At 69.2% G+C, this 18038-nt stretch carries 20 protein-coding genes; 10 read left to right on the forward strand and 10 right to left on the reverse strand.

The genetic code is table 11. The features are described from left to right. Positions 1 to 6 precede the first annotated feature (6 nt). From QTI51_RS25495 to QTI51_RS25505, 3 genes are read right to left on the reverse strand one after another with little or no spacing between them, the layout of a single operon-like run. Positions 7 to 1032 carry an ABC transporter substrate-binding protein gene (locus QTI51_RS25495; RefSeq protein ID WP_286516480.1) on the reverse strand — a complete coding sequence of 342 codons (1026 nt, stop codon included), beginning with the start codon at positions 1030 to 1032 and terminating at the stop codon, positions 7 to 9. A gap of 42 nt (positions 1033 to 1074) precedes the next feature. Continuing rightward, positions 1075 to 1872 carry an ABC transporter permease gene (locus QTI51_RS25500; protein WP_286516482.1) on the reverse strand — a complete coding sequence of 266 codons (798 nt, stop codon included), beginning with the start codon at positions 1870 to 1872 and terminating at the stop codon, positions 1075 to 1077. Positions 1873 to 1900: 28 nt separating this feature from the next. Continuing rightward, a complete protein-coding gene (locus QTI51_RS25505; RefSeq protein WP_286516483.1) occupies positions 1901 to 3364 on the reverse strand; it encodes an NtaA/DmoA family FMN-dependent monooxygenase in 1464 nt (487 codons plus the stop codon). A 241-nt stretch (positions 3365 to 3605) separates the two neighbouring features. Here QTI51_RS25505 and QTI51_RS25510 point away from each other — a divergent pair, with 241 nt between their 5' ends. Both QTI51_RS25510 and QTI51_RS25515 read left to right on the forward strand, forming a co-directional pair. Beyond that, positions 3606 to 4997: an LLM class flavin-dependent oxidoreductase gene (locus QTI51_RS25510; RefSeq protein ID WP_286516484.1), complete on the forward strand. Its 1392-nt coding sequence runs from the start codon at positions 3606 to 3608 to the stop codon at positions 4995 to 4997. Between the two features lie 198 nt (positions 4998 to 5195). Beyond that, a complete protein-coding gene (locus tag QTI51_RS25515; protein WP_286516486.1) occupies positions 5196 to 5693 on the forward strand; it encodes a hypothetical protein in 498 nt (165 codons plus the stop codon). Positions 5694 to 5712: 19 nt separating this feature from the next. On the opposite strand, the gene QTI51_RS25520 is transcribed toward QTI51_RS25515, so the two are convergent. Then, positions 5713 to 6897, reverse strand: coding sequence for a DesA family fatty acid desaturase (locus QTI51_RS25520; RefSeq protein ID WP_286516487.1), 1185 nt, complete (start codon positions 6895 to 6897; stop codon positions 5713 to 5715). Positions 6898 to 7095: 198 nt separating this feature from the next. Between QTI51_RS25520 and QTI51_RS25525 the strand changes: the two genes are divergently transcribed. Continuing rightward, on the forward strand, positions 7096 to 7842 hold the full coding sequence (locus tag QTI51_RS25525; protein ID WP_116913737.1) for a winged helix-turn-helix domain-containing protein: 747 nt from the start codon (positions 7096 to 7098) through the stop codon (positions 7840 to 7842). Beyond that, positions 7835 to 9934: a PAS domain S-box protein gene (locus QTI51_RS25530; RefSeq protein ID WP_116913736.1), complete on the forward strand. Its 2100-nt coding sequence runs from the start codon at positions 7835 to 7837 to the stop codon at positions 9932 to 9934. Before QTI51_RS25525 ends, QTI51_RS25530 begins: the two co-directional genes overlap by 8 nt. A 13-nt stretch (positions 9935 to 9947) precedes the next feature. On the opposite strand, the gene QTI51_RS25535 is transcribed toward QTI51_RS25530, so the two are convergent. Next, positions 9948 to 10682, reverse strand: coding sequence for a Crp/Fnr family transcriptional regulator (locus tag QTI51_RS25535; RefSeq protein WP_286516488.1), 735 nt, complete (start codon positions 10680 to 10682; stop codon positions 9948 to 9950). A 251-nt stretch (positions 10683 to 10933) separates the two neighbouring features. Between QTI51_RS25535 and QTI51_RS25540 the strand changes: the two genes are divergently transcribed. The 5 genes from QTI51_RS25540 (at position 10934) to QTI51_RS25560 (ending at position 13549) form a co-directional block, all read left to right on the forward strand. Continuing rightward, entirely contained in the window at positions 10934 to 11476 is a 543-nt protein-coding gene (locus QTI51_RS25540) for a Rossmann-fold NAD(P)-binding domain-containing protein (protein ID WP_286516489.1), read from the forward strand. A gap of 61 nt (positions 11477 to 11537) precedes the next feature. Next, complete coding sequence (locus QTI51_RS25545) at positions 11538 to 12029, forward strand: helix-turn-helix domain-containing protein (protein ID WP_116913733.1); 492 nt, start codon at positions 11538 to 11540, stop codon at positions 12027 to 12029. Beyond that, entirely contained in the window at positions 12026 to 12433 is a 408-nt protein-coding gene (locus tag QTI51_RS25550; protein WP_286516490.1) for a VOC family protein, read from the forward strand. Before QTI51_RS25545 ends, QTI51_RS25550 begins: the two co-directional genes overlap by 4 nt. A 214-nt stretch (positions 12434 to 12647) precedes the next feature. Further along, complete coding sequence (locus QTI51_RS25555) at positions 12648 to 13037, forward strand: nuclear transport factor 2 family protein (protein WP_286516491.1); 390 nt, start codon at positions 12648 to 12650, stop codon at positions 13035 to 13037. Further along, positions 13034 to 13549: a MerR family transcriptional regulator gene (locus QTI51_RS25560; protein ID WP_286516492.1), complete on the forward strand. Its 516-nt coding sequence runs from the start codon at positions 13034 to 13036 to the stop codon at positions 13547 to 13549. Before QTI51_RS25555 ends, QTI51_RS25560 begins: the two co-directional genes overlap by 4 nt. Before the next feature lie 51 nt (positions 13550 to 13600). Here QTI51_RS25560 and QTI51_RS25565 read toward each other — a convergent pair whose 3' ends face one another. The 3 genes from QTI51_RS25565 to QTI51_RS25575 form a co-directional block, all read right to left on the reverse strand. After that, positions 13601 to 14062: a hypothetical protein gene (locus tag QTI51_RS25565; RefSeq protein ID WP_116913730.1), complete on the reverse strand. Its 462-nt coding sequence runs from the start codon at positions 14060 to 14062 to the stop codon at positions 13601 to 13603. Between the two features lie 187 nt (positions 14063 to 14249). Beyond that, entirely contained in the window at positions 14250 to 15113 is an 864-nt protein-coding gene (locus QTI51_RS25570) for a helix-turn-helix domain-containing protein (RefSeq protein ID WP_116913729.1), read from the reverse strand. Between the two features lie 172 nt (positions 15114 to 15285). Continuing rightward, complete coding sequence (locus QTI51_RS25575) at positions 15286 to 16290, reverse strand: hypothetical protein (protein ID WP_116913728.1); 1005 nt, start codon at positions 16288 to 16290, stop codon at positions 15286 to 15288. Positions 16291 to 16446: 156 nt separating this feature from the next. On the opposite strand from QTI51_RS25575, the gene QTI51_RS25580 reads away from it, so the two are divergent. Then, complete coding sequence (locus tag QTI51_RS25580; protein ID WP_286516494.1) at positions 16447 to 17568, forward strand: alpha/beta fold hydrolase; 1122 nt, start codon at positions 16447 to 16449, stop codon at positions 17566 to 17568. Positions 17569 to 17595: 27 nt separating this feature from the next. Here QTI51_RS25580 and QTI51_RS25585 read toward each other — a convergent pair whose 3' ends face one another. Next, on the reverse strand, positions 17596 to 17796 hold the full coding sequence (locus tag QTI51_RS25585; RefSeq protein ID WP_286516495.1) for a hypothetical protein: 201 nt from the start codon (positions 17794 to 17796) through the stop codon (positions 17596 to 17598). Between the two features lie 19 nt (positions 17797 to 17815). After that, positions 17816 to 18037, reverse strand: coding sequence for a YjiS-like domain-containing protein (locus tag QTI51_RS25590; RefSeq protein ID WP_116913726.1), 222 nt, complete (start codon positions 18035 to 18037; stop codon positions 17816 to 17818). Position 18038: the final 1 nt, after the last annotated feature.

Genomic DNA, 18038 nt, shown 5'->3' on the forward strand with positions numbered 1-18038 from the left:
GCGCGCTCAGGGCGCCGTGCCCTTCGGAATGAACGCGAGGTTGACGAACCTGGAGGCGTCGTAGATTTCCTTCTGGAAGCCGAGCGCGAGCTGCACCTGCTGCGTTTGCTGCAACTCGTCGAGCGACACCTTGGGGTCGTTCGCCCAGATCGGCAGCTCGCGCTGCACGGCGGCGTCGACCACCTTGGGGTCCACGCTCAAGCGCTTGGCGTAGAAGGCCTTGTACTCGTCGAGGTGCGCCTTGGCGTATTCGTTCGACTTGAAGTACGCGCGCAAGAACTTCTCGACCAGCTGCGGCGAGCTCGCGATGAACTGGTTGTTGGCGACGATCACGCCGGTGTGAAAGCGCGGCAGGTAGTCGTAGCCCGCGGCCAGCACCTTGCCCTTGCCGTTCGCCTCGGCCAACGACGCGAAGGGCTCATGGATGATGGTGGCGCTGACTGAGCCGTTCTCCACCGTGGCCAACGCCGCGGCGTTGACGCCGTTGGCCACGAACGAAACGCTGTCCAGCGGCACGCCCTCCTTCGACAGGATGGTGCGCGCGTACACGTCCAGCCCGGTGCCGAAAGCGGCGGCGCCCACGGTCTTGCCCCTGAGCGCCGCGACCGACGCGATGTCGGGCGCGCCGACCAGGTAGAACGGCCCCACGTGGCGAAACATCGACGACACGATGGTCAGCGGCACGCCCTTGCCGGCCGCGACGATGGCGCCGGTGGTGTTCCAGTCGGCAATGTCGATGTCGCCGCTCGCCAGGCCCGAGACCGCGTCCTGCGTGTTGATGAACTCCAGCGCGAGGCCCTCGTCCTTGAAGAAGCCCTTGTCGATGCCCAGCTGCACGCCCAGGCCGGTAACGCCCGGGTAGCCGGCGTAGCGCACCTTCTGCGCAGCGGCTTGCGCCACGGGCGCCGCGGAGGGCGCAGGCGCCTTCGCCTCGGGTTCGGTGCGCGAGCAGGCGGCGACGATGGCAACGGCCGCGCCGAAGGCGGCAAGGCGCATCAGCCGGAAGGAAGCGATGGAAAGCGTGAAGGTCATGACTCTGGAGAACAGGAAGAAAAAAATGAATGCGCGCCCGCCTCAGGCAGGCCGCCAGCGCAGGAAGAGAACACGCTCCAGCAAGTCGAGCGCGGCGATCATCGCCACCGCGAGCACGGTGACCAGCACGATCAGCGCAAAGGTCTCGGCCGTGTCCAACGAGGCGGTCGAACGCGTAATGAGGTTGCCCAGCCCCTCTTTCGAAGAAAGCATTTCGGCGAACAACGCCCCCACCAGCCCCACCGAGGCCGACACGCGCAGCGCCGCGAAGATGGTGGGCACAGCCGAAGGCAGGATCACCTTCCACACCGTCTGCAGGGTCGAGGCACGGAACGCGCGGGCCACCTTCAGGTGCTCGCTGCGCGTCTGCTTGATGCCGGCGATGGTGCTGTAGAGCACTTGGAACACCGAGAAAAGAAAGACGATGGCCACCTTGTGGCCGAAGCCGATGCCCAGCCACAGCGCCAGCAGCGGCACGATGGCCACCTTGGGCACCGACATGAGCGCCGCGACGAAGGGTTGCGCGAAGCGCTCCGCGGATGGCGTGAGCACCAGCGCCACGCCAAAGCCGATGCCCGCGACCACCGCCGCGGCATAGCCCACCGCGAACTCCGCCAGCGTGACGCACGTGTGGTGCAGCAACTGGCCGCGCGACAGCATCGGCCCGAAGCTCTCGAAGATGGCCGTGGGTGCCGGCAGGTACAGCGCACTCACTGCGCCGGCACGCACCGCGCCCTCCCAGGCCAGCAGCAGCACCAGCGCCGCGGCCACCTGCGCGGCGACGATGCCCCAGCCACGGGCACCCGGTCGAGTCGCCTTGCCCGCCTTCTCTGCGTTCACCGACTTCCGCGCCGTGCCGGCCCTCGCTTCAAACGACACGGTGATGCGTTTCGGTGATGCGGCCGAACTCGGCCTGCGCGGTGCGCACGCGCTCGAAGCGGTTGGCCGGCCTCTGTGCGCCACCGAAGTGCGCAGCGAAAGTGCAGCCGGTGTATTCCTCGCGGAACAGGCCGCGCGCACGCAAGATCGGCAGCACCAGTTCGACGAAATCGTCCAGCCCCGCAGGCAGGTGCGGCGGGCACACGTTGAAGCCGTCGGCCGCGCCGTTCTCGAACCAGTGCTGGATCGTGTCGGCCACCTCTTCTGCGCTGCCGATGGCCAGGAAGTGGCCGCGGCCGCGCGCAATCGCGTACTCGAACACATGGCGCACGGTGGGCATATCGGTGCGGTTGAGCTTGCGCGCCTGCGTGATGAAGTGCCTGGCCTGCGCGAACGCCGGGTCGCTCTCGTCAAAGGCCGGGAACGTATCGTCCGCGCCCAGGCCGGCCAGCGGCACGCGCAGGTCACGCTCCAGCGCGGCGGTGTCCAGCCTGGCGGCGATCAGCGCACTCAGCTTTTGATACAGCGCATAGGCTTCCTCGCTGGTGCGGCCGACGTAGGGCACCAGGCCGGGCAGCACCGACACGTCTTCCGCGCGCCGGCCGTTGGCCACCGCGCCGGCCTTGATCTCGCTGTAGAAGCCCTGCGCGGCCTCGAAGGTCGGCACGCCCGCGAACACCACGGTGGAGCGCGCGGCGCCGAAGGCACGCGAGCGCGGCGAGGTGCCCGCGTTGACCAGCGGGATCTGGCCCTGCGGCGGGCGCGCCACGTTCAGCGGCCCCTTCACGCGAAAGAAGCTGCCTTCGTGCTCGATGGCGTGCAGCTTGGCCGGGTCGACCAGCAGCCCGGCCTGCTGGTCGCCGACCAGCGCGCCGTCTTCCCACGAGTCCCACAGCTGCGAGACCACGTCGACCAGTTCCTCGGCGTAGTCGTAGCGGCGGGCGTTGTCCCAGTGGTGGTCGCGGCTGAAGTTCTTCGCGGCGCGCTCGTCGGCGCCGGTGACCACGTTCCACGCAAGGCGCCCGCCGCTCAGGTGGTCGAGCGAGGCCGTCTGGCGCGCGATGTGGTAAGGGTCGGCGTAGGTGGTGTTAGCCGTGGCAATTAGGCCGATGCGCTGCGTGTGCGCGGCCACGTAGCCGACCATGGTGAAGGGCTCCAGCCGAACGGTCTGGGAAGGGAACACGTACTGCTGCTCGGCACTGGTCGCAAGTGCGTCGCCGAGAAAGAAGAAGTCGAACTTGGCGTCTTCCGCCTTGCGCGCGATCGACGCGATGAAGGCCGGGTCGTGCGAGGCCTTCGGGTCCACGCCGGGCAGCCGCCACGCGCCCGGGTGGTAGCCGATGGAGAACAGGAAGATGCCGAAGTGAAGCTGGCGAACCGAAGCCGAGGTGGAAGCAGGGGCGGAGGAAACCGCGAGGGTGGCGGCGGTGGAGGTAGGGGGAGTGCGCGGCATCCGGAACGGTCGGTGGTGAAGAAAAACCCACGAGTGTTCACCCCGACCGGGCGCGCGAGGAAATCAGATTTGCGCCTTTGCATATGCGGTTTCCTCACTTGATCGGCACGCGCCTGCCGTGCACCGGCGTTCGTATGCGCAAGCCGCCTAAGCAAACGCGAAAGCCTTCTTTCGCTCCGGCGCGCGCCGCCCCTAACCTGCGGGCCCGGCTGCATTCCCCCCACCTCAACGGACTGTCCTCATGGCCTCATCGACCCGCCAATTCAAGCTCGGCGCCTTCCTCATGCAAACGGGCCACCACATCGCGGCCTGGCGCCACCCTGGCGCGCAGGCCGATGCGGGCAGCAACTTCCGGCATTACGTCGCGCTGGCGCAAAAGGCCGAGGCCGCCAAGTTCGATGCGGTGTTCCTGGCCGACTCGGTCGGCGTGCGCAGCAGCAACCTGCCCTCGCTGTCGCGCACCGCGCGCAGCGACCATTTCGAGCCGCTCACGCTGCTGTCGGCCATTGCGGCGCTGACCGAGCGCATCGGGCTCATCGCCACCGTGTCGACCAGCTTCAACGAGCCCTTCAACGTCGCGCGCAAGTTTGCCTCGCTCGACCAGATCAGCGGCGGGCGCTCGGGCTGGAACCTGGTCACGTCGAGCGGCACCGGCGAGGCGCAGAACTTCAACCGCGACGAGCACTTCGAGCACGCGCTGCGTTACGAGCGCGCGGCCGAGTTCCACGACGTGGTCACGGGCCTGTGGGACAGCTGGGAAGACGACAGCTTCGTGCGCGACAAGGAAAGCGGCCAGTACTTCGACGAACACAAGCTGCACGTGCTCAACCACAAGGGCAAGCACTTCTCGGTGCGCGGGCCGCTCAACGTGTCGCGCTCGCCGCAGGGCCGGCCGGTGGTGGTGCAGGCCGGCGCGTCGGAGGCCGGCCGCGACCTGGCCGCGCGCACGGCCGAGGTGATCTTCGTGGCGCACCAGACCTTCGACGAGGCCAAGGCGTTCTACAGCGACATCAAGCGCCGCGCGGCCGCCTACGGCCGCGACCCCGACAGCGTGAAGATCATGCCGGGCATCTTTCCGGTGGTGGGCCGCACGCAAGCGGAGGCCGAGGAAAAGTTTGCGCAGCTGCAAGACCTGGTGCACCCGGTGGTGGGCGTGTCGCTGCTGTCGGGCGTGATCGGCGGCTTCGACTTTTCTCACCTGCCGGTGGACGGCCCGCTGCCCGAGCTGCCTGAGACCAACGGCCCCAAGAGCCGGCAACGCCTGCTGGTCGACCTGGCGCGGCGCGAGAACCTGAGCATTCGCGACCTGTACCTGCGCATTGCCGGCGCGCGCGGCCACCAGCAGGTGGTCGGCACGCCGCAGAGCATTGCCGACCAGCTGCAGCAGTGGTTCGAGGAAGGCGGCGCGGACGGCTTCAACATCATGTCGCCGTGGTTCCCGGGCGGGCTGGACGACTTCATCGAGCTGGTGCTGCCCGAGTTGCGCAAGCGCGGGTTGTTTCGCACGGAGTACGAAGGGCGCACGCTGCGCGAGCACCTGGGGTTGCAGCGGCCGGTGCATGGGTCGGCGGCGAAGGCGGCCGGTGCGCCCGCGCCGGTGTCGGCGTCGGCGGAGCTGGTCGGCGCGGGCTGAGGCGACTAGACCGACTGGGCCGGTGCGCATCGCCACCTTCCGTTGCGTAAAGTCACGCCGGCTTTACCGTGCGTTCATCAAGGCACGGGCACGGCGGTTTCACCATCGGGGTTCCCGGTGGCCGACATGCAGTCCATTTCGTGTCGATCTTTTTTGAATCAGCGCCGCCGGGCCGCATGACGCGAAGGAATAACACGCATGGCATCCAATGCATCGCAAGCCGAAGGCCGCAGGACCTCCGCTGCCAAGACCTCGATCCCGTCGTCTCCCTCCCCCGCGGATCTCGCGTCCGAGATGACCATTCCCACCCTGGTGGCGCAGGTCTACGAAGCCGCCCCGAGCGCCGAGCGCCGCCGCCTCGTGGAAACGCTGTTGCGTCCATTGGGCGTGCTGTCTTTGGTGGCCATTGCCAACGGCATCTTCGCGAAGATGCGCTTTCGCAACGCGGGCCAGGAGCTCAGCGTGCGCATGGACGACCTGCAGGGCATTCATTCGGCCGACGTGGTGGCGCTGGTGCACCACGCGCAGCAGGTCAGCGTGGAAACGGTCGACAGCCTGGCGCAGTTGCTCGCCAGCTCCGGTGGGCTGGCGAGTTCAGCGGCGGCGGCCTTGCTGATCGGGCTGCTGGTGCAGCGCGCTCGTGCGCGGCAAGGCACCCGGCCAGCGGACGAAGACAGTGGCATCGACGCACCGTGACACCACGAACACAGCCGCCTCAGGCGTAGGACCGCAGCCGCGCTGAAAAATCCGCCAGCGCGGCGATGCCGCTGTCTTCCGCCCGCTCGCACCAGTCCTGCAGGCGGTGCACCAGCTGCTCGCCGGTGGCGCCCGAGCGGGCCCACAGCACGGTGAGTTCACGGCGCATGGCGTACATGGTGGCCAGCGCATGCGAGGCGCTCAGCGCCGCCAGCAGCTGCGCCTGGCCCGGCTCGCCGAGCCCGCGCTCGTCCTTGCCCAGCCAGCGCTTCACGCCGCGCAGTGCGCGCGCCTGCTGCGGCGACTGGTCGCGCAGCCGGCCGAACTCGCGCGCGTAGGTCGTCTTCAGCGAGCGCGTGTAGCTGGAGAGCACGTCGTAGTGATGGCGGATGACGGCCTGCACCGTGTCCAGGTCGATGGTGTCGCGCGGCGCCACCATGCGCGGCCGCGGCGCCAGGTGCTTCACCCGGGCCAGGCCCAGCGCCTGCAGCGTGCGGATGTAGAGCCAGCCGATGTCGAACTCGTACCACTTGCTCGACAGCTTGGCCGACGTGGGAAAGGCGTGGTGGTTGTTGTGCAGCTCTTCACCGCCGATGACGATGCCAATGGGAAACAGGTTGGTACTGGCGTCCGCCCCGGGCCAGTTGCGGTACCCCCAGTAGTGGCCGATGCCGTTGACCACGCCCGCCGCCCAGAACGGAATCCACGCGATCTGCGTGAGCAGCATGAGCGCGCCCGGCAGCACGCCGAACAGCGCCATGTCGATCACGCCCATCAGCACGATGCCCAGCACCTGGTGGCGCGTGTACAGCCGGCGCTCGATCCAGTCGTCGGGCGTGCCGTGGCCGTAGCGCGCCAGCGTTTCCTGGTTGGACGCCTCGCGTGCATACAGCGCCACGCCGCCCCAGAGCACGCGCCGCAGGCCGTACACCTGCGGGCTGTGCGGGTCGTCGGGCGTCTCGCACTTGGCGTGGTGCTTGCGGTGCACCGCCGCCCACTGCTTGGTGACCATGCCGGTGGTGAGCCAGAGCCAGAACCGAAAGAAGTGGCTCACGGCCGGGTGCAGCTCGAGCGCGCGGTGCGCCTGGTGTCGATGCAGGAAGATGGTGACCGACGCGATGGTGACGTGCGTGAGCGCCAGCGCGACGAGCACGCAGCCCCACCAGGGAAGGTCCAGGACTCCGGAAAAAAGCAGTGAATGCATGCGTGCCTCTGCGGCTTCTGAATGACGAAAACGGTCATTTTCGGAAGCGCACCGGGTCGCGCCCTTGCGCCACATCAAGCGAGGCAAACGCAACACGGCTGCGGTGGGGCGAGCAGCTTTCGGGGCACCGCGCCCGGCCTGTTTCCGGGGGCACGCGTGCTACGCTCCCCCGGATTCCGGATTGCTCCCCCTGCTCGCATGAAACCCGCACCCCACATCGCGGTGCTCGACGATGAAGTCGACATCACGCAACTCCTGGCCACCTACCTGCAGAGCCACGGCTTTCGCGTGACCCAGCTGCACAGCGGCCGCGCGCTGATGGCGCTCATGGCCGGCGACCCGGCCGACCTGGTGCTGCTCGACCTGGGCCTGCCCGGCGAAGACGGCTTTTCCATCGCGCGGCGCATGCGCGAAAGCTGGCGCTGCGGGCTGGTCATCGTCACCGGCCGGGGCGACCCGGTCGACAAGGTGGTCGGCCTCGAGGTGGGTGCCGACGACTACGTGACCAAGCCCTTCGACCTGCGCGAACTGGTGGCGCGCGTGAAGGCGGTGCTGCGGCGCATGGCGCCCGAGCCGTCGATGGCCGCGGCTTCCCCCGCAATGCACGCCACGCCTGGGACCGCCGCCGAGAAACTTCGCTTCGCCGACTGGCTGCTCGACACGGCCGCTCGCCGCCTCACCGACCCGCAGGGCCACGAAGTGCCGCTGACCGGCGGCGAATTCGACCTGCTGCGCGCCTTCGCGCGGCACCCGGGGCGCGTGCTGTCGCGCGACTTCCTGCTCGAGCAGACGCGCGGTCGCGAGGCCGCGCCCTTCGACCGCACCATCGACGTCCAGGTCGGCCGGCTGCGCAAGAAGATCGAGGCCGATGCGGACGCGCCGCAGCTCATCAAGTCGGTACGGGGCGCGGGCTACATCCTGGTGCCGCCGGTGTCCCATGGCTGACGCGGCGCGCCACCTGGCGGCGCTTTCGCTGCCCTCGGGCATCGAGGAAGGCAGCGTGTTCCGCTCGCTGTTCATCGCCTACCCCGACGCGCTGCTGCTGGTCGACCGGGCCGGCGCCATCGTGCTGGCCAACCCGTCGGCCGCGGCGCTGCTGGGCTACGACGCGGGCGAGCTCGCGGGCCTGAACGTCGACGTGCTGGTGCCCGACAGCATCCGCCCGCGCCATGCCGCCTACCGCGAGGCCTACGGCCGCGCGCCGCGCCCGCGCCCCATGGGCACCGACATGGAGTTGGTGGCCAAGCGCAAGGACGGCAGCGAGGTGATGGTCGAGATTGCCCTCAGCCCGCTGCAGGACCAGGGCCTGCCTTTCGTGGTGGCCGCCATTCGCGACATCGGCGCCTACCCGCGCGTGAAGCAGGCGCTGCAGCGCGCGCGCTACAGCGACCACCTGGCGCAACTGGGCCGGCTGGCCGTGGACACGCGCGACCTGAACGTAGTGCTCGAGCAGGTGCCACGCATCGCCGCCGCGGGCCTGCAGGTCGAGGTGGCGATGGTGCTGCTGCTGGAAGACAACGGCCTGGCGTTTCGGGTGGCCAGCGGCGTGGGCAACGTGGCGGGCGAGGAGATTGGCGCGCACATCGCCAACCGCCCCGACACGCCGCCCGGCTACGTGCTGTCGCAAGGCCGGCCGGTGGTGATTGCCGACTACCGCGAGGAACGCCGCTTCGCCGTGCCGCCGCACTACTTGGACGCGGGGCTGGTCAGCGCGCTGGCGGTGCCGCTGTCGGACCGGGGCCGCGTGATCGGCATGCTGTCGGTGCGCTCGCGCGAGGCGCGGCGCTTCGGCGACGAGGAGCTGCGTTTTCTGGAATCGCTGTCGAACCTGCTGGCCACCAGCCTGCAGCGCGTGCAGACCGAAGAGGCGCTGGCCCACGCACAGCGGCTGGAAAGCGTCGGCCAGCTCACCGGCGGCATCGCGCACGACTTCAACAACCTGCTCACCGTGATCCAGGGCAACCTGCAGGTGCTCGAAGAACTGCCCGCGCTGGCGCAGGACGCGCACGCGCAGCAGCTGGTGGCCGCGGCCCTGCGCGCGAGCCGGCGCGGCGCGGAGCTCACGGGCAAGCTGCTGGCGTTCTCGCGCCGGCAGATGCTGCAGCCCGACGTGGTCGACACCCGCGCCCTGCTCCATTCGCTGGCCGACATGCTGCGCCGCACGCTCGACCAGCGCATTCACATCGCCATCGACACCGGGGCGGACTGCCCGCCGGTGCTGGCCGACCCGGTGCAGCTGGAGTCGGCGCTGCTGAACATTGCCATCAACGCGCGCGACGCCATGCCTGAGGGCGGCACGCTGCACTTTCGCGCGGAAGACTGCGGCGCCTTGCCGGCCGCGGTGCAGGCCCAGACGCAGGGCAGCTTCGTCGCCCTGTCGATCACCGACACCGGCAGCGGCATGGCCGACGACGTGAAGGAGCGCGCCTTCGAGCCCTTCTTCACCACCAAGGAAGCCGGCCGCGGCACGGGGCTGGGGCTGAGCACGGTGTACGGCTTCGTGAAGCAGTCGAAGGGGGCCATCGCCATCGAGAGCCAGCCGGGCGCGGGCACGACGGTGACGCTCTATCTCCCACGGTTCGAGGACAGCGGCCACGCCGCGTCACCCGCAGCGGAAGACGAACGCGCCGACGCGCCCCTTCCCCGCGGGTTGCGCGTAATGCTGGTCGAAGACGACGCCGAGGTGCGCAAGGTGGGGCACACCTTCCTGGTCACGCTCGGGTGCACGGTGGAGGCCGCCGCCAACGGCGAGCAGGCACTGGCAAGCATGCGGGCCGAGGCCCAGGCCCAAGACCATGGAGCCTCCGCGCCCTTCGACCTGCTGCTGAGCGACATCGCGCTGGGTGCCGGCATGCGCGGCACGCAGCTGGCGACCGAGGCGCAGCAGCTCTTTCCGCGCCTGGCGATCCTGCTGATGTCGGGCTTCTCGTCGGAGCTGCTGGACGCCGACCGCGACATGCCCGCGAGCTGGGAGCTGCTGCCCAAGCCCTACACGCGCGCCGAGCTGGCGCGCGCCATCGCTCGGCTGCTGGGCTGAACGCCCGCGGGCTTTACTGCAGCATCGCTGGGGCCGGCACGGCGACTGGCACCGGTGCCAGGCAGCGCTGCACGAAGGCCGACAGCGCCCCCACATCCGGAATCTGCACATCGCGCCGGCCCTTCTCGGCAAAGCCGATGACCTTGTCGCGCGCCAGCCGCGACAGCGCGCGGCTCACGCTCTCCAGCGTCATGCCCAGGTAGTTGCCGATTTCGGCGCGTGTCATGCGCAGCGTGATCTGGTCGGTGCGCATGCCGCGCTCGGCCAGCGACTCGGCCCAGTAGCGCAGAAAGTCGGCCACGCGCGCATCGGCCGGCAGCGTGCACACCGACATCAGAGAGTCGCGGTCGTTGGCAATCTCGCGGCTCATGGCGGCGTGCAGCACCTGCATCAACCCCGGGTGCACGCAGCACGCGGCCATGAGCGCGTCGTACGGCACCACCCAGACCTCGCCCGTGTCCATGGCCACCGCGTCGCAGCCGTAGCAGCCGCCGGCAATGCCCTCGAAGCCGAGCCAGTCGCCGCGAAACTTCAGGCCCACCACCTGCTCGCGGCCGTCGGCCGTGAGGTTCACGATCTTGTAGAAGCCCGAGTTCAGGATGTACAGGTTGTCGAAGCGCTCGCCGGCCTGGTAGACCACGTCGCCGGTACGCACCAGGCGCCGCTGCGGCTGCAGCTGCCCGGCCAGCCGCTTGAGCGTGTCGGTGGTGCTTTCGGTGGCACTTTCAGTGGTGGCGACATCGCGCATCTGGAACTCCTGGGGAAAACCGTTGTAGCTGGGGCGGGACGGGTGGGCGGCTGGTGCCGCGTCCGTCAATGAACCGATGCTAGGAGGCGCGAGGCAACGCAGTGACAACGCTCGGCATCGGCCGGTAACGTTCGGTGAATGCTTTGTGTCCGGCGTGTATCAACGCGGGCGCCGCGACCGGGCCTTGATGCGCATCAAGCCGCGCACGGACCGGCGCACTAGCCTTGCCGGCGTCACACCACCGCCGCGCCATGCTCCCGCCTTCCGATCACGCTCCCTTGCAAACGCCGCCTCATCAGCCCCAGTGGTTGCCCCAGCCGGGTGAAGCCGAACTGGTAGCGCTGGCACTGCGCCTGCGGCAGCTTGCACGCGCGGGCGCGCTGCCGCGGCTGCTGCGCGGCAAGAACATCGGCCTGCTGTGCGGCGCCGCGAGCGCGCAAGACCCGGCGCCGCTGCTGCGCGCCGCGGGCGAGCTGGGCGCGCAGGTGGCGACGGTGCGCTGGAGCCCTTCCACCGCTTCGGCCGACTCAGGTGCTTCGAACGACCACAGGCCGCACGAGGTGCAGCACACCGGCCGCATGCTCGGCCGGCTCTACGACGCGGTGGTCTGCCAGGGCATGCCGGCCGCGCTGGTGCGGCAGCTTGCGCAGGCCGCGGGTGTGCCCGTGTACGACGACGTCGCGGCCGACGCCCATCCGTCGGCGCGCATGGCGCAGGCGCTGGGCGACGAGGCGGCGCCGGGGGACAACCGGCGTTTCGTGCTGCAAGCGTTGCTGGTGGACGGCCTGGCCTGACGCGGCGAAAGCCGGCTTGGAGCGCAGCCGTTACCGCGCACCGCCGTTCCATAATCCGCGCATGAGCGAAGCCACGCCCGACCAGGACCCCGAACTGCTGCGTCGCCTGCTGCGCGCCAAGGACCGCATGGACGCCGCGTCGCACGAAGAGTGGCCCGTGCAGCGGCTGGCGCAGGTCAGCGGCGTGTCGCAGGCGCATTTCGCGCGCTCGTTCAAGCAGGCCTTCGGCACGCCGCCGCACCGCTACCTGCTCACCCGGCGCATCGAGCGCGCGATGACGCTGCTGCGCGAAACCGACATGCCCATCACCGACATCGCCTTCGATACTGGCTGGGCCAGCCTGGGCACCTTCGGGCGCACCTTTCGCGACATCACCGGCGACAGCCCGAGCGCCGTTCGCGCGCGCGGGCGGGCGACCGCGCACCAACTCGGCCGCGTGCCCGTGTGCGTGGTCAACGCCGCGCGTCGCCCGCAACTGGCCACCGCAGTTTCGGAGAAGCGGCGCCAGGCCGCCGACGGTACAAACGAGCCCGAACCACAGGAGATTCCATGACACAGGGCATTGAAACCGTCGGCTTGTACGTCCGCGACCAGGACGAAGCACTCGCCTTCTACGTAGACAAACTCGGCTTCCGCGTGCACACCGACGTGGGCAACGGCGACTACCGCTGGCTCACGGTGCAGCACCCGGAGCAGCCGGGCTTCCAGCTCGGGCTGTTCAAGCCCGGCCCGCCCGTGCTCGACGAGGCCACCGCGCAGGCCGTGCGCGCCATCGTCGCCAAGGGCGCCATGCCGCCGCTGGTGCTGAGCGTGAGCGACTGCCGCGCGGCGCATGCGCGCCTGCAGGCGCTGGGCGTGGAGTTCACGCAGGAGCCGGTGGAGCGCTACGGGACGGTGGACGCGGGGTTTCGCGATCCTTCGGGCAACGGGTGGAAGATGATTCAGGCGCGTGGCTGAAGGGTGTGGCTGAGAGGTGCGGTGCAGGCGATCACGCCGCGGGGTGGGATGCCTTGCGCAGGAACACGGTCGACGAGTCAGGGCGGCCGCGTCCCTGCCGCCCCCGACTGTGGCGCACCCGCCACTTGACGTCGAGTGCACTCTAGCTCGCCCAATCGCGACTCCAATCACTTTTCAGTTCTGGAGCCGAACGATGCAAGCAAACAAAGCACTCATGCAAGCGATCTTTTCCGAACTGGCGACAGGCAACGGCCGGCCGCTGGTAGACGCGATGGCCGACGACTTCTGCTGGCGCTTCAAGAGCACCGGCCCCTGGCGCGGCAGCTACCGCGGCAAGCAGGCCGTGCTCGACGATCTGCTCGGGCCGCTCATGGCGCAGTTCGCCGACCGCTACACCAACACCGCGCAGCGCTTCATCGCCGAGGGCGACCATGTGGTGGTCGAGTGCCAGGGCCGCGTCACCACCAAGGCGGGGCGGCCGTACCACAACCAGTATTGCTATGTCTGCCGCCTCGAAGACGGCAAGCTCAAGGAGCTGACCGAGTACATGGACACCGCACTTGCCGAGGCGGTGCTGACGCCGCCTGCGAGGTCGGGCACATGAGCAACGGCGGCCTGCGCATCGGCGAGCTGGCGGCACGCAGCGCGCGCAGCGTGCATACCATCCGCTGGTACGAATCTCAGGGGCTGATGCCCGGCGTGTCGCGCGACGCCGCCGGGCGGCGCGTGTACCACCCGATGCACCTGGGCTGGCTGGAGCTGATGGACCGGCTGCGCCGCACCGGCATGTCGATCGCCGAGATGCGCGAATACACCGCGCTGGTGCGCCAAGGCCGCAGCAGCCTGCGCCAGAGGAAGGAGCTGCTGGAGGCCCACCGCGCGCGGACCGAGGCGACCATCGCGCAGTGGCGGCAGGCGCTGGAACTCATCGACGGCAAGATCGCCTTCTACGACGGGTGGCTGGCCACCGGCGAGCCGCCGCCGCTGCCGTCGCCCTCGCCCTCGCCCTCGCCCTCGCCGTCGCCGTCGCCGTCGCCGCTGCCATCCCCACATGACGGCGCTTCCGCGGCAGCGCCGGCGGTCACTGCGAAGCGCCCCCGCACACCGCGGCCCTGATTTGTCGGCGTCGCGGTCGGGCGGCAGAACGTTTCGGGATTGCCGGCTCGCTCATCGATAGATGCCCAGGCGTTCGAAGCGCTGCATCGTGGTGGTCAACGTCAGCGTATCGGTGGCCGAATCGCACGTCACGTCCGCTACATGGGCCCCTTGGCTGTTGGCGACATCGATATGGGTCGCCCCTGCCAGCGGCTCATAGATGGCGTATTCATAGCCGGCATTCGAGAAACTGAACATGACGCCCTTCGCTTGCAGCACAAGGCGAAAGTTTCCCTTCGGGTGCTCTCGTCGCTCGGGAAACACGAACTCCGCCTTCGAGCCTCTGCCGGCGCGGTACTGCATGTAGCCCGTCTCGGCGCCAAGGTCCTTGGACGCGCACAGCGCGTAGGTTTTTCTCTTCGCGGTGCAGGACCACTCGGTGGTTTCACCCGGCGTGCACAGGCTCGGTTCGGCGATGGCGCTCAGATGAAGAAGCGAAAGTGCGGCGAACAGGAAGGTGGATGAATTTCGCATTGCTTCGGGCCGTTGAGTGCTTGATGGAGAACCGACCGGGCACCGTTGTGCGCGTGCTGCAAAACAGTTGGCCGGCATGAGTTGGCTTCAAGGCTGAACCTGGCCTTCTACAACAGTTCTCGTCGCATGAAACCGCTTGCGCGCTTGGTTGAAAAGCCATGTCGACACGTTCATTCGAAGCTGCAACCTACCGCGACCTTTTCCAAGCCCCCGGCGTCGTCCCCACCTCCTGGCGAAAGCGCCGGGTCAGGTGGCTCTGGTCGTTGAACCCCACCTCGACCGCAATGTCCGCCAGCGTCATCGCGGTGCCCTGCATCAGCTGCTTCGCGCGTTCGATCCGTTGCAGAAGAACCCACTGGTGCGGCGGCAGCCCCATGCTGGCCTTGAACGCCCGGATGAAGTGGCTGCGCGACAGCCTGCACTCGCGCGCCACGTCCTCGATGGACACATCTTTCGCCAGCTTGGCGCCCAGGAAGTCGATGGCGCGGCGCTTCTGCCAGGGCGCGAGCTGCTGCACGTTCGCCACGCGCCTTTGCGACGCGCCCGTGGCGTAGCGGCCGACGAGGTGCGCGTGGATGGCCAGCGTCAGGTGGTCGGTGAAGAGCCGCGGAAACTCGCCGGGCCGCTCCAGCGCAGGCGCCATCGCGAGGCCGAGGCGCTGCACGACCGGATCGACGACGCTGTGCTCCGGCGGGCAGTGCAGGCGCTGCCCCGCGCGCCGTCCGGTTTCGTCCGCGACCCAGTCGACGCTGTCTTGCGACACGTGGAGCTGCAGGCAGTCGAACGGCGCATCCATGTTCGCGACCCACAAGCGGTCGAGGTCGTAGATGGACAAGGTGCCCGCGCTCACGGCGTCGTGGGGCACCCGCCGGTTGTCGGCCCACAGGTCCGCCACACGGTAGGGCTGCAGCCGGAGCACGACCAAAAATGCCTCGTGCACCGGGTAGGGCTCGGTCACGCCGCTGCCACCGGTCGCGCTGCGCACGCGGGCGATGCCCGGCGCGAGCGGTGACGCACCGGGCTCGCGACCTTGCAGGGTCTCCGCGCCCATGTGCGCCTCAAAATTCCAAGCACTACCCACCCACCACCTCAAATCTTCCGGTCAAGCTGTGCGCGCACCCCGATGCAGGCGCAGCGCCCGCCGACTGTATCTGCCAATGCCTACGGTACGCTGACGTATCGGCCCCATCGAAAGCCGTTCGCGTAAGAACGTGTATCGGCTTTCACTCGGCAGGCATGTCGGCAGGCATCTCGGCAGGCACCGCGCCAGCCACCCCATGCGCCGGCACCGCATAGCCGAGCGGCGCGAGCGCTGCCTGGATGCGCCCCATCTGCGCCTCGCTGACCAGCTTGCCCAGCAGCTTCTGGAAGCGCGGCTCCAGCGTGCCGGAGACGATGTACTGCCAGCGGTAGGCCTTCAACAACGTGGCGCTCACCTGCTCCGCGTGCGTGCCGTCCTGGGCCATGCCGCTGGCTTGCAAAAAGTAGGCCGCGTCCGCCTTGGCCTGCCCTTGCAGGATGCCGTCGACGCCGCCGACAAGCGCGATCAGGTCGTCCACCGCAGCGTCGCGCTGAGCCAGCAACGCGAGTTTGGCGTCCTCGCGCTCCCATTCGAGCTCGTCGATGATGGCGTGCTGCGACTCTTCGCGCCAATGGAACAGGAACACGTCCTTGAACAGCGGCGACAGGCCCTCGGCCGCCTCGATGCTGGCGCGGTAGTGCGCCTGCGAGAACAGTTCGATGTGGCACGTGAGCGCCAGTACGGCCCAGGTGCACTTGCCCAGCACGAACGCGGCCACGTCGTTGGGCGACACGCCGAACGTGTAGCCCGCCGGCATGTCGCGCGCCACCAGATGCTCGATGCGCCGGAAGAGCGCCTGGTGCTTGAGCTCCTCGTCGGTGAAGCGCACGATGGCCTCGAGCGCGGTCTGGTCGCCCAGCCAGTGGTCGCGGCTCACCTCCAGCATCTTGGCGCCGATGAAGCGCTCGACCAGCCCGAACATGTTGGCGTAGGTGCGGCCCTGCACCTGGCTCATGAAGCGGTGCTGCGCCGGGCTCAGAAAGGGCAGTTCGTCGGCCAGCGACAGTCCGTCGGGCAGGAAGGTGTGCGACAGGTCGAAGGTGCGGCCCCGGATCACGTCGCGGTCGATGTCCCAGCGGATGCGCTTGGAAACTTCGATGGTCTTGGCGTAGCGGGACACGTCGAGGGCGGCAGGATGGTTTTGCATGGCTGTTCCTTTGGCATGGGTCCGTCGGATCGACGTGCATGAAGAATCCACCCACGCGGGCGGCGGCGCATGGGGCGCTTGTCCCATGTCTTCGGCTGTGACAAATCCCCCGCGCCGCGGGCTGGGACTCGTGGCCCAGCCGCAGGACAATCGGGCATGCCCGGTGCATCCGGTTCACCTTCGCTCCCCCGCCAGAGCCTGCGCTTCTGCACGGCAGCCGACGGCACCCGCATCGCGATCGCCTCCATCGGCGCGGGCGCGCCGCTGGTGCGCTGCGCGCATTGGCTGAGCCACGTCGAGCATGACCTGCACAGCCCGGTCTGGCGGCCGTGGCTGTCCGAGCTCTCACGCGACCACCGGTACATCCGCTACGACCAGCGCGGCTGCGGCCTGTCGGACAGCACGGTGATCGACTTCTCGCTGGACGCCTGGGTCGGCGACCTCGAAGCCGTGGTCGACAGCCTGGGGCTGCGCCGCTTTCCGCTGATCGGCATGTCGCAGGGCGGTGCGGTCGCTATTGCGTTCACGGTGCGCCATCCCGAGAAGGTGTCGCACCTGGTGCTGCCCGGCGCCTACGCGCGCGGCGCGCTACGGCGCGGCACCGGCAGCACCGGCACCACCGGCAGTGCTGGCGATGCCGAGCGCCTGGAGGCCGAAACCCTGGTCAACCTGATCCGGTTGGGCTGGGGGCGCGACAACGCCGCCTTCCGACAGGTGTTCACCAACCAGTTCATCCCGGGCGGAACGCCCACGCAGCACCAGTGGTGGAACGAGCTCGAGCGGCTCACGGCGAGCCCCGAGAACGCCGCGCGCACGCTCGAGGCCTTCCACCGCATCGACGTGACCGCGCTGGCGCGCCAGGTGCGGGTGCCCACGCTGGTGCTGCATGCGCGCGGCGATGCGCGCGTGCCCTTCGACGAGGGGCTGCGTCTGGCGGCGCTGGTGCCGGGAGCGCGCTTCGTGCCGCTGGACAGCGACAACCATGTGCTGCTGGACACCGAACGGGCGTGGGCCACCTTCCTCGCCGAACTGCGTGCCTTCCTGGGCACCGACCCGGCCGATGCGGGCGACGGCGCCGGCACTGGTGATGAAGCGCTGACGCCGGCCGAGCGCGAGGTGCTGCGCCTGGTGGCCGTGGGCCTGGACAACCATGCCATCGCCCGGCAGCTGCACAAGAGCGAGAAAACGGTGCGCAACCAGCTCTCGAGCATCTTCGACAAGCTGGGCGTGCACACGCGGGCCGAAGCCATCGTGTACGTGCGCGACCGGGCGCCTTGACCTGCGAGCGTGCGCGGCACTGCGGTGCTATCGCTGCGCGGTGCTGGCAAATGGAGGCAGTGACGACGGCGCTGGCATCGCCGAGGCCAGCGGCTGCGGTATCGCGACGATCACGACCGCGCCCGCCACCGCCGCCATGGCAGCGGCGAAGGTGATCCACAACCCTCCGGAACGCCGCTTGCCGGGCGGGCGCGTGCCGGCGGGCGCGATGAAGTGCATGCGTGCCATGGCCCAACGTCGCCACGCCTCACCACACATCGCGCGGCCGCGGCCACTCGGCCGCCGCGCGGTGCGACAGCCCGATGTCCTGCAGCGTGCGCTCGTCGATGGCACGCAGCTCGCGGCGCGCCACGGCGCGGCGGTGACGCTCCCGCAGCGCATCGGCAAGGCGGCGCCATGCCAGCGCGGGCCAGCGCGGCGTGCAGGCGTGGTGAACGGCGTCGTAGAGACAGCTCAGCAAGTGGTACATG

This window comes from Variovorax sp. J22G73, assembly GCF_030317035.1.
In the GTDB taxonomy this organism is placed as follows: Bacteria; Pseudomonadota; Gammaproteobacteria; order Burkholderiales; family Burkholderiaceae_C; genus Variovorax.